A 14,716-nucleotide genomic window follows, 5' to 3' on the forward strand; every position below is an offset into this window, starting at 1 on the left:
TTCTTTTAATTAAAAGTTAGCATTGATTCCAAAAATGAAAGATTTTGCTCTAGGTAAGTTTAATGAACCATTAAAGTTAGCCTCAGGGTCAATATCTTCATCATTCTTGGTATACAACCATAAATTTTTAGCTTGGAACTTTACGTTTATGCCTTTCATTCCAATTTTCTCTGCTACAGTTGTAGGCAAAGCATAATCTAAATTCACATCACTTAAGCGTACGTACCCTGCATCTAACACGTTAATATCAGCAGCACCATAATAGATCCAGTTTCTAAGCATATCTAGATTAAAAGCACCTAAAAATGCGGGTACGTCTGTAGTGGCTTCATCACCCGGCTGTCTCCATCTATCCGCTACCCTTCTATGCGTATTACTAAATTGGGCATTATAAACACTGTTGCTACTTCGTGCAACTGCATGGCGCATTTTGTGTCCGAATTTGTAATTAAAAATGATTCCTAAACTGAAATCTTTATATCTAAAGGTATTTGAAAGACTACCAAAGTATGGTGCGATAGAAGTGCCTTTAAAATCAATCAACGACTCATCGAACCCTCTGGCTTGTGCTTCTTTCCAACCAATCGTATTACCGTCCCCATCAATAATTTGCGGTTGCCCTTCGTTATCCAAGCCTCCCCATCTATATGCATAAAGTCTACCTACTGGCTGCCCTACTATAGGAATTCCGCCACCGCCAAAACTATTAATATCACGTCCATAAGGATTTAATATTTGAGTAAAAGTAGATGGTGCTATGTCCATTCTGGTTACTTCATTTTCATTATAACTAAAAACAGCCCCTAAATCCCAAGAAAAATCATCTGACTGTATTGGTGTAATGTTCACGGCAAACTCAATTCCCTTATTAGATAATTCAGCATAATTAACAAAGGTTCTAGGAAAACCATTTGTTGGATCTAAATCTAAAGGCCCAATAGCGTCTTCTGTTTTTCTATTATAAACGTCGATTGAACCACGTACTCTATTATTAAACAAAGCGTAATCTAAACCAACATTGGTTGTAAATACTTTTTCTGCTCTCAAACTTGGGTTTGCAGGATTAGTTAAACTAATAGCATTTATTTGCGTAAATGGGTTTATCCCTGATGAACCTGTTAAAAAAGAAGTAAGTCCTAAAGGCGGTCTGTTACCATTAACACCATAGGTAGCTCTTAGTTTTAAGTTATCGATCCAATTTCGGTTGGCAATAAAATCTTCATTAGAAATATTCCAACTACCTCCTACAGACCATAATACATTATTTTTAGCATCTTTAGTTACTCCAAAAACATTGGCTTTGTCTAAACGTGCACTACCGGATACCGTATATTTATTAGCATAGGTATAAGCCATATTACCAAAATAGGATATTTCCCTTCCTTGTGATTCAAATCTAGTTGGCAATAAACTTGGCCCTCTATATAGGAGTCGCCTATGCCAACCTCTTAATGAAGCCGTGGCCAAGCCTTCTAAATCATATAACGCACTTGTTAACGCATTTTCATCATAACCTAAAATGGTATGAGTAGAACCAAAAAATGATACTTTTCTTCTTTCAAGTCCTGCAATAGCATTCACTTTATGCAGTCCTTCATTAAAGGTTTTATCATAAGAAAACATGGCTCTAGCAGTCCAAGAGTCTGAATCGCTTTTTGTTGTTGCCAAGGCATCTCCAAATGGCACATTATAATTTAGTGAACCGTTTGCTTCAATTGTTGTTAAATCGTTTACTACTTTTCTCCATTCAGGATTTGATAATTTTCTATGATCTAAGTTTTTTGAAAAGTTACGTTCGTATTGAAAACGTGGGATAAATTTTAGTCCATCTAAAATGTCCACCTCAAAACCGATGTTAAATCGGGTAGCAAGACCTGTTGATGTATTATCATTATTCTCTAAAACATCTAACAGATTGGTCGTATAAGGTAAATAACCTTCAGCCTCTTTATTGGCCAATTCAAAAAACCCGATCTGAGCACGTTGTATTCTATTACCATTGGCATCAACAATATTATCGTAAGGTCTGTTTTGACGTAAAGAAACAGCATTAGTAGGTGACAAATCTAAGGGCGCATTGTTAGTACTACTATCAAAAGTAACATTAGCCCCTAATTGCATAGCTAACCAATTATTTATTTGAAAATCATTTTTTAAATTAACAATCACTCTATCAGAATCATTACCCACAGCTGAAGCTTCGTCACTATTATATACAATAGATCCAAAGAATTGATTTTTCTCGCCCCCACTAGAGAGTGAAATATTGTATTGTTTTTGTACAGGGCTACGGTATAAATATTTATTTATCTGTCCGTAACCATCGTTGCTGGCTAATTGTGCATAAGCATCATTAGCTTGAGCGTCTGTATATGATAAATTTGCCGGAAAAGCTGGGTTGGGGTTATTAAAGAAATAATTTCTTAAGAATACTTCATAGTATGTAGACTGTGACTGATATGGTCTAAATGGCACAAAACTATGAGAATTAGCAGATAAAGATTCAGTGTATTGACGTTCCATATCAACAGCTTGTTCTGCATTCATTAACTGCAAGTCTTTAAAATCCCCTCTTTCTCCAATAGTCACATAAGTAGAGGCACTTATTTCTGTTCCACTACTTTTACCTGCTTGTTTGGTAACAACCACAACAACACCATTTGCTGCTCTTGACCCCCAAATAGAAGCGGCGGCAGCATCCTTTAATACAGTAATAGATTTTATATCCGTTGGGTTAATGGTAGAAATATCACCTTCTATTGGAAAACCATCAACAACGATTAAGGGAGCTCTATTTCCAAATAAAGTACTTTGTCCCCTAATTACAATTTCATTATCTTGATTAACCGTTAGACCAGGAACAAAACCTTCCAGGCGATCAATAAGGTTGGTTGTAATTCTCTGCTCTAAAATCTTATCATCGATTTTTTCAAAAGCTCCGGTAGCCCTTTCTTTAGCGATTTTTTGATATCCCGTTAATACAACCTCCTCCAGTTCGGCCGCATCTTCAACCATGGTAACGTTGATTACGGTTTGGTTTTTAACGGTTACCTCAACATTTTTAAACCCCAAGGCTGAAAACACCAAAACATTTTCCGGGTTGGGAACCCGAATAGAATAATTACCATCAAAATCAGAGGCAACCCCTAAATTGGTTCCTTTTAGTAGCACAGTAACCCCCGGAACCGGTAAACCGGCTTCATCCACTATCTTTCCTGAAACCACTTGTTGAATTGCCTTGTCTCTTTTTGATTTTTCTCTAATCAAAATTGTATTGTTCGTGGTAACAATGACATTTAAGTTCTCGTTGCCCAAACTTTCCTGTAACAATTTATTCGTGCGTATTCTTCCTTTTTTTACATAAACCAGAGGGAAATTGTTAAAAATTCCTTCTTCATATATAAAATTATACTCGGTTTGTGTCATTATAAGGTCAAAAACCTGATCTACGGTCAACGTCTGATCTGCATCAATGACAATTTTTGAGTTTTGGGACAGAACATTATTGGACGTAAAGCTAAACACGGTCGTACAACACAAGAAAATAAAAGCTTTCATTACGTATCTGATAAATTGATTTTTACCTCGTGAGGTAAAAACATTTTCTAGTTCATTTTTCATAAATTTGAGTGTTATTAGTTGATTTATTATTAATTGATAACATCATTTACAAAGGAACAAAGCAGTATAACTTTAGCGGGTTAGACTTTGTTCCTTTATTTTTTACTGGTTATTTCTATATCATATAATTTATATTGATTAAGGTTATTTTATTATAATGGTCTTATCATTTATTTCATAATTGTTTATTGCATTGGACTTTATGACCGATAAAATTTCATTGATGTTCTGATTTTTTCTTAAAACGCCTTTAAATCTTACCTGTTCCAACTCTTTATTTGTAAAAACCACATCAACATCATACCATCTGGACAAGGTTTTCATAATCTGCTTTAACGGTTTGCCCTTAAAACTAAATATGCCGTCTTTCCACGAGATTTCGCTATAAACGTCAACTTCAGAAACTTCCATTCCACTGGTTTCAATATTGAAACGCAACTGTTCGCCAGGCTGTAAAAGGGTTGAACGGGTAGGGGCGTTTACTAAAACACTGCCTTCTATTAAAGTGGTGTTGATCTGCGGTTCTTCCCTGTAGGCCCTTATATTGAACTGGGTACCCAGTACCTGTACGGTCTGGTTTTGGGTGATGACCTTAAACTCGGCCCCACCATGCTCACTGGCCGATGATACCTCAAAATAAGCCTCGCCGTACAACAGTTCCACTTCCCGGGGCTGGTCGTCCACGAATGCCACTGGATATTTTAATTGCGATTCGGAGTTCAACCACACCTTGGTACCATCGGATAGTTGCACAAAATATTCACCCCCTCGTGGAATGGTCAGGTAATTATATTCAACCTTATTTGAGTGTTCTTCAGCAGCCTCATAAATCAATATTTCACCAGTACTTATTCTATGGGCTAAATTGTGTTTTTTGCCTTTTCCCAAAACAACCTGATGACCATTTTCCAATGTAAGGATCGCCTTATCCGTACCGGGTATTATCGTCTGCTGTAATATGACCGCTGGAATTTGGGGATCGGTGCGCAATTCTTTGGGCACCATAGGGAGCGTAATCAATATTATTGCCACGGCTGCAGCGGCATAAAGGGATATCTTTCTTACAAGTGTCTTCCTTCTATTATCCCTACGCTTTTCCTTAACGGATAGTTTTGCTTTTTCCAAGTCAAATTTATCCATACTTACCATAGTTATATAATGTGTTTTTACAAATTCATTAAAAAACGGTGCATTATGTTCGTTCCTTAACCAAAAATCAAGTATTGTCAACTCCTCCGCAGTTATTTCTTTATTGAGGAATTTGACTATGATCTTTTCTATTCGTTTCGTTTCTTTTTCATCCATCTTATAATTAATGACGTAAAAAATAGTGCACCCCCTCTTTTTTTTTATGATTTTTTTTAGATTTGATAATATTTACTTCAAATAGACGTGATTTTTTTTGATTCATGGATTATAATAATGATAGTTTTTTGTCAATACGTTTAAAGTCTGGGGATGAAAAAGCCTATGATTTTTTAATGGACAACTATTATCAGAAATTATGTTCCTATGCACTTACGCTTACCAATGATTTGGGTAAAGCCGAGGACATTGTTCAAAATGTCATGGTAAGGATATGGGTTTTGCGCAAGAAGCTTAATTTTAATATTTCCGTTAGGCATTATCTGTATAGAGCGGTATACAATGAATTTATAGATCAACACCGTAAACGGGCTAAAGTGGTCTATCTAGAGAAAAAGTATTTAGAAGCCGTAGATGCAATTGTAGAAAATGAAAAATTGGATTTGGACCGGTTGATAAAAGTGGTAAACGAGGAAATCAATAATTTACCTTCTAAATGCAAGAAGGTTTTTTTGTTAAATAAAAAAGAAGGGCTTACCCATGCGGAAATAGCCGAGTATTTGAATATTTCCGTAAAAACAATAGAAGGTCATATGGCGCGTGCCTTTAAAATATTAAATAAAAAACTAAGAAACCAAAAGCCAATCTTATTTTTATTATTTAGTTCGCCATGGACCCCATTTAGATTCAAAATAAAGGGACAATAATAAGGAGGGATTCTCTCTTATCGAGATTTCTCGTCGCTCATACTTTTCACACTATCCTCGAATTAGTTGACTTTTACAATAATGACAAGTTGTTGATTTTAAGTATGCTCAGGCTCATCAACTCTTTTCATTATAAATCGAAATCATCTTTATTTTACAAAACAAACCTAAAAATAACACCCCCGATACCGGGGGTGTCTGGCTAATTCAAATAATTTACCCAAAATGATTATCTTGATTTTAAGTAAATTTCTGTAATGGCGTTAAAACTAATCTGTTTTGTATATGAACAGTATAGACATTTCACAAACCTTTTATAGTACAATGGAAGCTTATGCAAGAATAATCACCGCTTAAACAACGTACTGTCCTGTTGTATTTTTCAGTTCTTTTTAAAATCCAAAAATCTTCTCTAGGTGTTTGTTGATGTCTTTGTCTTCAAACCCTCCTGTGTATTTTGGTCCTCTTACATTAGAGGCATATATATTACCCTCACGGTCTATAATGGCAATAAACGGAATGGCTTTAACGCCATAGGCTTTGGTAACCTCAGAATCATCTACACCTGCTATGTCCCAGGCCTGTAACCAAGGCATATCGTCATGTTCCAATGCTTTTCTATAAGCTTTTTCTTTTTTATCAAAAGATACACTTACTATTTCCAACCCTTTGTCTTTATATTTGGCATATTGCTTTTTAAGGTTTGGTGTTTCTTTTCTGCACCAAACGCACCAGGATGCCCAAAAATCTATGATAACGACTTTTCCTTTAAGGCTAGATAGTTTTAAGGTTTTGCCGTCTGGTGTTGGCAAATCGAAATCGACTGCTGGCTCACCTTTTACCAAGCCTTTTTCAATATTATATTTTTCTGCCATAACCGCATACTTTTCGGTTTTACGAATATCACTTCCTAAAATATCCATATAAGGTGCCATGGTCTCGTAACTGGCTCCTTTGGAATTGAACATAAATACATTAGCTAACACTTGCTCAAAAGCTAAGTAGCTATCTGGGTTTGCTTGTACAAAACTTATATAAGCTTCACTCTTTAGCTCATCTAGTTTTGGCCTTAGGGCATCGTCTAGTGCTCTTGCTTTTTTATATGCTTCGTTTTTTGATAAACTTTTAAAGATTTCGCTTCCTTTTTTTACTAATGCTGGGTCTGAAGATTTTGTCATTTCAAAAACTTCTTCCATAGAATAACCTAATGCTTCTTTCACACTTTTTTCATAAGCATTTCTAGCTTTATTCACGGCATTCTTATAAGTAACAAATTCTGGATGATTTGCTAAACTTTTAAAGATATCGTTTTCTTTAGTTTGTCCTTTATAAGTAAATGGCACATAACCATAATAGGCCAATTCATCGTTAAAATCGTTAAAATTGACTTTAATGTTTTGCTTTCCTTTTCCTAGCATAAAAGGAAAGGATTTACTTTTTTCAAAATCTTTAAGGATGATCAATCGAGGGTGATTAATTTCGCCATTTACCGTATAAGAACCGTTTTTAAAAACTATTTTTTCAGCAAGGCTATCTCTATATGGTTTGTTTTCCCATGTGTTTAAATCAATTCTTCGCTCTCCACTCGCTGGTGACAACTCGTAAAAATCCCAATTGTATTTGGCATTTTTATCTAAACCTTCAATTTCTATAGTTAGCTCGTAAGTATTGTCATTTACATCTGCAACTTCATTGCTCGCTGTTTTTTTATTTTCTGTTTTACAAGAAGTAAAAACTAATACCATTATGGATATTCCTAAAAAACTTAGTTTCTTTAACATAACTGTATTATTTTAATTTTTCTATTTTTTCGTTTACTTGTTTGGTAAAATAATCTTCACCTCGTGTTCCTATTACCAGTTCTTTTACTTTAGTATAGGCTTTGATAGCTTCTTTATTATTTTTTTCTAAACTATATATGTCTCCTAAAAGACTATATGCTGTAGAAGCACTTTCAGGGAAATTTTTAATGCTTTCTTTTAATACTTTAATACAACGTTTAGACTGTGTTTTCGTTAATGTTTTTTTAACGTCTTTATCCTTATTATGATTTATACGATACATTAAATTATTAACTGCTGTTAAATAATCGTTCTCATCTAAATCTCTATAAGTTGCAGAATAGGCTCTGTACTTATCATTCCAATCTAAATATGCATCATAATTATTAGTTGCTTTAGCATAACTTGCTTCTCCTACAGATTTCATGATTTTATAAGAATCTCCTTTAGATTCTTCAGGAAAGTATTTTTTTCCATCTTGGTACGCATTGGCTAATCTTCCGTTAATTGCTTCAACATATTCTCTAAAAGAAGTGTCTGCTTTACCAGAAGCAGCATGAATAGACTGATTATTAGTGCTTTGAACAAATCTTGATACATCTCCAGGTAATACTACTTTTTTAAATTTTTCATAATTATTGTACACAAACTCTACTACAGGAGTTGTATTAAAACCTCCGTTATAATATTGCTTGATCAATGCAAAATCTTGTGCATTCAACATATTTTTAGGTTGCTTTGCTGCAAAGTACCATTTAGATATTTCAGAAAAACGATTATACCAATTGCTTTGTTCTTTATCATCTTTTACACTTTGTGCATACACAGGTCCTTTTGTTAAGACTTCGGCAATATAATCTAAATCCCTATCGCCTTTTTCATAGGCTTTAAAAAGCTCTGTAAAACTAACTCCTTCTCCTATAGCTTGTTTAGAGTAGTTAATAAAAAATGCTCCTGTATCTGCTGCGCCTACTAAACGTCCTTTTTCCGTTCTATCTGGATTTAAATACACCATAGTAGGGTAACCTGGTACTTTATATTCTTCTGCCAGAGCAATACCTTCCCCTTTTTCTGCATCTATTTTTATGGCTACAAATTTTTCATTAAAATAAGCACCTACTTCTGGCAAAGGGAAAATATCTTTATCCATCATTTTACAAGGCCCGCACCAAACGGTATAAAAGTCTACAAAAACCAACTTGTTTTCTTGTTCTGCTTTTGTAAGTGCCTCACCAAAGCTTCCTTTAAAAAATTTTACGCCCTGTGCATTCATGGTAATACCTATACTTAAGAATGCAATTACTAGAACTACTTTTTTCATTTTTTATAATTGAGTTAATTAAAATTGTTTGTTTTAAATTGATGTGTATAATCTTTTCTATAAAATTGTTTGCCTCGTTTTGTAGTTAATACCACTGTTTTTAAGTTTTCAATATCCTCTAACGGATTTTTTTCTGTAAACATTAAATTAGCATATTTACCAACTTCTATAGAACCAAATTCATCTTGTTTCTTTAAACTTTTGGCAGCATTTATAGTTGCTGATATTATGGCCTCTCCTGGAGTCATTTTAGATAGTTTCACAAAGCTTTCTAATTCAGAAAATAGCATAGGGAACTGCTCGTTAGCTTTAGCAAACTTATCTGTACCTGCTACAATTGGCACACCTGCATCGTGCAGAGCTGCAACCATTTTACTTCCTATTTCTTTTGTAGGTGAAGTGCCTCTAAAAGTTGGAGGGTATCCATATTCGTTTAAGCTGTCTTTCATCGTATATAAACATATTGTAGGCTCTACAATAGTATTTGCCTTAACAGCACTTTTTACATATTTTTTAAATTCTGGTAAACTTGTAATATCAACATTGTCATAGTTCGAGGGATCATCATGTAACAATTCTTCTTTATTTTTTGCTACAAAAAAACGCGCTATATTACCAATATGTGAAACGGTTGTAGCTTCTAAAACATCAAACGGTGATGCTGGGTATAATTGTGAATGACACCAAGTAGCTATGCCTTGTTTTTTTGCTTCTTTTATAATTGCATTTGCCAATTCTTTGGTGAAATCTTCATACAATTTAATTCCTGTAGCCCCGGTTCCTTTTGCCATAGCTACAGCTAAAGGAATGTTTGTTTCTGCTGTTATTTTTTGTGCCCAAGGAGATTTCCCTCTTTTAGAACCATAACCTGCAAAAGAAAACTCGTTATCATAAGCGTTACCAGATTGTTGAAACATAGATGGACCGGACATCATTGCTGAAAAGAAAAAATCTGGGGCATTAATTTCGTTCATATACGTTTCTCTCGCCAATTGTGCTGCGGCACGACCATCGCCCCACATGTCTCTAACCCCTGTAATTCCACTATATATTTGACGATTTAATTTAGCATGATTATTAGCTTCATGTGTGTTTTTTGAATACGCTGTTGTGTAATGCACGTGAGAATCTATTAACCCGGGAATTACATAAGCTCCTTTTAAATCTACTATTGTAGCCTCTGCAAGATATTTTTCTGACAGTTTAGAAACTTGTACAATATCTTGTATTCTTTCTGTTTCTACAACAATTGCCATATTATGGCGTAATGCTTCTTTTTTAGCATTAACAATAGTTACATTTTTAAAAATAGTTTTTGCAACCACTCTCCCTGCCGATTTATGAATTCTAAGCATTGACTGCTTAATCATAGCTTTCATCTCTTCTTCAGTAGGCGGTACTATTTTTCTAGAAGTATCAATAGCTTTTATAGTATCTGCGGAAATAATAGGTTGTTCTATTGCCCCATCATTACTTTTAATTGCCTTTTCTTTACATGCCGTAAAAAGCATTAGGCTTAAGCTTAGCATGATTAAAAAATGTTTCATCTATCCGTAATTGATTTTAATTAATGCAGCATTATAGTTTCAATACTTTTTTAATCGCGTTTTCTAGTTCTATTTTTTCGTCTACGTTATCATTTACCCCTGGTGTATCTCTAAAATGAACAATTTTTCCAGTATTATCCAGTAACATCACCGTTGGCAAAAATCGTATTTTATAAGTATCCGAAAGTGCATTGGTTCCAAATACCAAGTCGAAGGTATAGTTATGCTTTTTGATGTATTCTGCGGCTTCCTTTTCATGTCCTACATCTCCTGACAGCACACTGATGACTTTAAACCCTTTACTTTTATATTTGTCGTACATTTTTTGTACGAAAGGCATTTTTGCTTTACAAGGCCCGCACCAAGTTGCCCAAAAATCCAGTAATACAATATTTTCGGTATATTCTTTTGATAAGGTTTGTTCCCCTCCTTCTTGGTTTGGCAAAGTCCAATCGGGTGCTTGCATACCAACTTCAATGTTTTTTGCATCCCAAGGTGCAACATACATTTCTACTGTAAAATCCTCTGGCACTTCTACATCAAATTGGGGTAGCTCGTCATTAATACTCAACTTTTTAATCAAAGTTTTGTTAATGCCATAACCTTCACTAGTTGTTGCCTCAGAAGTATTACCATAGTAAAATCCATCATTTGCTCCAAAATAATAGCGTTGTACGAACTTTTCTATTTGTGGATTAATTTCTGCGATGACATAACATCTAGTTCCATAAACGTCTTCAATAGCTTCTAACCAAATGCGATGCGTATTTTTATTGTTCTGAGTAGATTTATTATCTGATGATATGCCCTTCATTTTCGTATAAAAATCAGCATCTCTATAAATCCAAGAAAATGCACCGGTAATCCACGCCGCAGAATTTGCGTTTTTATCACCTTTTATGACCTTTTTTTTATTTAGATGGAGCTCTTTTAAGCCTTCTGAAGTAAAAACACCTCTAATATGTTTATTTTTTCCTTTTACCGATTGTTTTGACTCAAACCATTGATCGCCTGCCGTTCCTGGTTTGCCTCCAAATTTCATTACAATATCTCCTGTGTAAATTTCTTCAGAACCGTACATTTCAGAATTTGCGGTTTCAATTACAGTAGCATGAATAGATTGAATGTCTTTTAGCTTAGATTCTGCAAAGGCAATTACTTTTTTGGCACTTTCTGTCGTTCCTGTTTTAGGTGCTTCTTTATCTATGGCAATAATTTCTTCTTTGCCGCCACATGCTTGTAGCGCACTAAAAACTAGTATAAAAAGAACATATGTGACTTTTAATTTTATCATCTATTTTTTAAATTTATCTATAGATTCTTGAATGTATTCTTTTTGATCTTTTGGTGCCAAGTTCAATGCTTTTTGAAAAGCTTTTAAAGCTTCTTTTTTATTGTTTAGTCTTTCATAAGCATGTCCTAAAAAATTATAATATTCATAATTTTTAGGTTCTTTTTTAGTGAGCGTTTTTAATAATTCTATGGCTTGATTAGACGTTTCTTTTTTTCGCAACAATGAAAAGGCATAAGAAGACAACTCTCGTGATGATGCTATTTTTAAGGCTTTTTCTTGCGTTGTTTTGGCTTCTGATGACTTGCCTAACTTTTCCAACAATCCTTTTTTAAGCATTAGGTTTTTAAATGTTTTGTTTCTTTGTGATATTCGGTCTGCCCAAGTCAGTGCTTCTTCTAAATTCACATCATTATTTAAACAGTATTGTGCTGCTGTATAATATCCATTGGAACCAAACGCTAACCTCGATTTTAACTCTTTTCTAATGTTGTTAACCATCAGTTCAGGGGTATTTACCCCAATGGTAAATGCCACACTTGTTTCTGCCCAGGCCAATTGCAAATCCACTCCTTCTTCGGTAATGTTTACAAAACTAAACGTAAGGGCTTCGTGATGGTTTATTTGTTTTGGGCTTACTGTAAAGCGAATAATATCTTTACTTTCTTCATAAAAATAACTACCCCATGCATCTATCTCTGTATTTAAAATAACCGTCCAGTCATTTTCTGTAGGAATAAAATGTAAGCCGTAAGACCCCGCTTTTATCAACTGCTTATTAATGGTCACATCTGTTGAAAAGGTGACTACCGTATTTTCATCGGCACCAGCTCTCCATACGTTATCGTAAGATACTGTTTTTCCAAAAATAGTTCTGCCCTTGGTTAAAGGTCTACTATAACTAACATGAACATCTGTAATACCAATGGTTTGTTTTACCTCGGCCTGTTGGCTTACCCTTGGTACGGTTACCGCATTTTCGTATTGTGCAAAAAGACCACTTGTAACTAGTACAAATAAGCATAGGGGCAGTAAATTTTTCATAATATTTTTTTTAATGTTTAAATGCTATTTTTAAATCTTCTACTACTGTTTTTGGCGGTAAGCAGATGTTATCATCACAGGTTTGATAGGTTATTTTCGTTTTTAATCCTAGATTTTCAGGGAATGTCGCTACCGTTTTTTCTAACTTTTCAGATGTTTCTTTAACGAATTCTTTAATTTCTTCTGGAGTCATTTTATCAAAATTCGGACGTTTTGCCGGTGCGGGCGGTAATTTAAATTTAAACTGCTGTCTAAAGGTTACGGACTCTTTGTACACTTTTGCCAAACCTTTAAAAGATGCTTCGGGAAGTATCATTTCGCTGGTCGCTTCCAAGTATTCTGAAGGTTCAACGGCCACTGTGGTAGGAATAAAACCGTCTTTTTTATTCGCTTCATTGTTCACATAACCATGCCAACCTTCATCAAAAGCAATGGTTACTTCTACTACAAAAGGCGTTGAAAAATTATATTGATCTATTTGTTTTGGTACCCTTATCTCATATTTTACAGGACCGCCTTCATTGTTATTACCAACAACAATCTCTCTGATTATTTCTTTTTGTTTTATAGCAGGTGCTGCCTTAACCGTTTTCACAGTAGCTTTTGTTGTAGCTTTTTTACCGTACATTACAAAAACGTAACCCCTATGACGCATAGTTAAATATTTATAATCTTTTAGATTTCCAAGCATAGCCCGTTTAAAATATTTTCCTTGCTCAGGATCTTCCATTTTGGCTATAATTCCCTTAAGGCCATCTTTGTAATATTGTATTTGACGACCTGCATCTTTCCCTGGCATTTCAATACCTAAATCTCCTGCCCATGCCCATGCTATTTCATCGACCACCTCAAAACCATTAATGGTGGGTATGGATAGACCGATAACCATATCTTCTACACCATCATTGTTATGGTCGGTCAAGGTCATCATGGGTTGTACCCCTGGTAATGCTTTAGAGCCGTCTTTTGCAGTAAACAACGGTACTCGTTTTTCAAAACGGAGTCCTTTATCCGTGTTTACCCCTCTATAAAAATCTACGGGATTATGGCCTTTCTTTTTATATTCATAGGTCACTAATAGATCTAGCACGCCATCTTTATCCCAGTCTGTAGGTTTTATATAACTTTTCCAAACACCAGACATTTCCGTATAACGATCTTCTTCGGTCGCTTTATCGATATCTGCTTGTGTTGGTTTTTTTACATACAAATGGCTTCCATCTATATGACGTAGATAATTCCTATATCCAAATTTTGGTTTTTCTTTGGTACCTGTGTTTAAGGCTACACGCATATCTCCAGAACCACCTACAAATAAATCCAACAAGCCATCGCCATTAAAATCGGCAAAGTCTGCTGTTGTATAATTCCAATAGGAATTGGACTCCGTTTTCCAAGGGGCTACGTTATATTTTTGTTCTTGTGTGTCTATATACCCTTCTTGTTCTATAAATTGCTTAGGTAAAAAGCCTTCTTTAGAACCTCGCCACCAAGAAATTGCACCAGGGTTGTATTGTCCCGACAAGATATCATCATAACCATCTTGGTCTAAATCTACAATACGCGGATGGATACCAATACAACACCACTGAAAATTGCTAATGGTATCGCCTTTTACATCTTTTGCATAAAAATATTCTCCCGAATATTTTGGTTTCTTTTTAGAGCCTTCGTTTAAATATACTTTAACGTATGATCCTGTTTCGCCTGTTTCAAACTCCCCTAGTAACAAATCTTTTTTACCGTCTTTGTTCCAATCGAAAAAAGCAGGGTAAATTAATCCATGTTTTTCTGTACGGATTTCTTGTTTAGTTCCTGTGATTAATTGAGGCTGTGAAAATGTAATCGCACCAGGAATATTGGTATTGACCAATTCTTTTAATTTGGGAAAGTTGGTGGTTTTAATTTTGTCTTCTCGTAAATCTTGTGCTACTACTGCCGTTACACAAAACAAACTCAATACAACATAAATTAACTTCATGAATATTTTTTTAGTTTAGTTATATATATATAAGTGTAATTCATAAAAAATGGGTTACATATAAATTCTTAAAAAAAACCCAAATTTCAATCTATGACAGGAGAGTCAGTATTTTAAT

9 protein-coding genes are annotated in these 14,716 nt (G+C 34.6%); 1 reads left to right on the forward strand and 8 read right to left on the reverse strand.

All coding sequences use genetic code 11. The annotated features are described in order from the left end of the window. Positions 1-9: 9 nt before the first annotated feature. Positions 10-3,621 carry a SusC/RagA family TonB-linked outer membrane protein gene (locus ACKWB9_RS06125; protein ID WP_414002119.1) on the reverse strand — a complete coding sequence of 1,204 codons (3,612 nt, stop codon included), beginning with the start codon at positions 3,619-3,621 and terminating at the stop codon, positions 10-12. A 144-nt stretch (positions 3,622-3,765) separates the two neighbouring features. Further along, positions 3,766-4,926 carry a FecR family protein gene (locus tag ACKWB9_RS06130; protein ID WP_414002120.1) on the reverse strand — a complete coding sequence of 387 codons (1,161 nt, stop codon included), beginning with the start codon at positions 4,924-4,926 and terminating at the stop codon, positions 3,766-3,768. A gap of 104 nt (positions 4,927-5,030) precedes the next feature. Between ACKWB9_RS06130 and ACKWB9_RS06135 the strand changes: the two genes are divergently transcribed. Then, complete coding sequence (locus ACKWB9_RS06135) at positions 5,031-5,633, forward strand: RNA polymerase sigma factor (RefSeq protein ID WP_414002121.1); 603 nt, start codon at positions 5,031-5,033, stop codon at positions 5,631-5,633. Positions 5,634-6,025: 392 nt separating this feature from the next. Here the strand turns inward: ACKWB9_RS06135 and ACKWB9_RS06140 are convergent, their stop codons facing one another. Genes ACKWB9_RS06140 through ACKWB9_RS06165 form a run of 6 tightly spaced genes read right to left on the reverse strand, consistent with a single transcriptional unit; the run spans position 6,026 to position 14,598 of the window. Then, on the reverse strand, positions 6,026-7,414 hold the full coding sequence (locus tag ACKWB9_RS06140; protein WP_414002122.1) for a TlpA family protein disulfide reductase: 1,389 nt from the start codon (positions 7,412-7,414) through the stop codon (positions 6,026-6,028). A 7-nt stretch (positions 7,415-7,421) separates the two neighbouring features. Next, the gene (locus ACKWB9_RS06145; protein ID WP_414002123.1) at positions 7,422-8,735 is read right to left on the reverse strand and encodes a thioredoxin family protein; all 1,314 of its coding nucleotides are present in this window, start codon (positions 8,733-8,735) and stop codon (positions 7,422-7,424) included. 14 nt (positions 8,736-8,749) lie between these two features. After that, positions 8,750-10,282 (reverse strand): amidohydrolase family protein, encoded by a 1,533-nt coding sequence (locus tag ACKWB9_RS06150; RefSeq protein WP_414002124.1) that lies wholly within the window; start codon positions 10,280-10,282, stop codon positions 8,750-8,752. A gap of 31 nt (positions 10,283-10,313) precedes the next feature. Continuing rightward, positions 10,314-11,576: a peroxiredoxin family protein gene (locus ACKWB9_RS06155; protein ID WP_414002125.1), complete on the reverse strand. Its 1,263-nt coding sequence runs from the start codon at positions 11,574-11,576 to the stop codon at positions 10,314-10,316. Continuing rightward, positions 11,577-12,617 (reverse strand): DUF2911 domain-containing protein, encoded by a 1,041-nt coding sequence (locus ACKWB9_RS06160; RefSeq protein WP_414002126.1) that lies wholly within the window; start codon positions 12,615-12,617, stop codon positions 11,577-11,579. A gap of 10 nt (positions 12,618-12,627) precedes the next feature. Continuing rightward, complete coding sequence (locus ACKWB9_RS06165) at positions 12,628-14,598, reverse strand: FG-GAP-like repeat-containing protein (protein ID WP_414002127.1); 1,971 nt, start codon at positions 14,596-14,598, stop codon at positions 12,628-12,630. Between the last annotated feature and the right edge of the window lie 118 nt (positions 14,599-14,716).

The sequence above is a fragment of the Maribacter spongiae genome, assembly GCF_047345125.1.
Classification (GTDB): Bacteria; Bacteroidota; Bacteroidia; order Flavobacteriales; family Flavobacteriaceae; genus Maribacter.

Excerpts from the sequence above, each read along its gene's own strand:
- ACKWB9_RS06130 (WP_414002120.1), bottom strand. The coding sequence starts at position 4,926 with ATGGATGAAAAAGAAACGAAACGAATAGAAAAGATCATAGTCAAATTC.
- ACKWB9_RS06145 (WP_414002123.1), bottom strand. The coding sequence starts at position 8,735 with ATGAAAAAAGTAGTTCTAGTAATTGCATTCTTAAGTATAGGTATTACC.
- ACKWB9_RS06165 (WP_414002127.1), bottom strand. The coding sequence starts at position 14,598 with ATGAAGTTAATTTATGTTGTATTGAGTTTGTTTTGTGTAACGGCAGTA.
- ACKWB9_RS06135 (WP_414002121.1), top strand. The coding sequence starts at position 5,031 with ATGGATTATAATAATGATAGTTTTTTGTCAATACGTTTAAAGTCTGGG.
- ACKWB9_RS06140 (WP_414002122.1), bottom strand. The coding sequence starts at position 7,414 with ATGTTAAAGAAACTAAGTTTTTTAGGAATATCCATAATGGTATTAGTT.
- ACKWB9_RS06150 (WP_414002124.1), bottom strand. The coding sequence starts at position 10,282 with ATGAAACATTTTTTAATCATGCTAAGCTTAAGCCTAATGCTTTTTACG.
- ACKWB9_RS06160 (WP_414002126.1), bottom strand. The coding sequence starts at position 12,617 with ATGAAAAATTTACTGCCCCTATGCTTATTTGTACTAGTTACAAGTGGT.
- ACKWB9_RS06155 (WP_414002125.1), bottom strand. The coding sequence starts at position 11,576 with ATGATAAAATTAAAAGTCACATATGTTCTTTTTATACTAGTTTTTAGT.
- ACKWB9_RS06125 (WP_414002119.1), bottom strand. The coding sequence starts at position 3,621 with ATGAAAAATGAACTAGAAAATGTTTTTACCTCACGAGGTAAAAATCAA.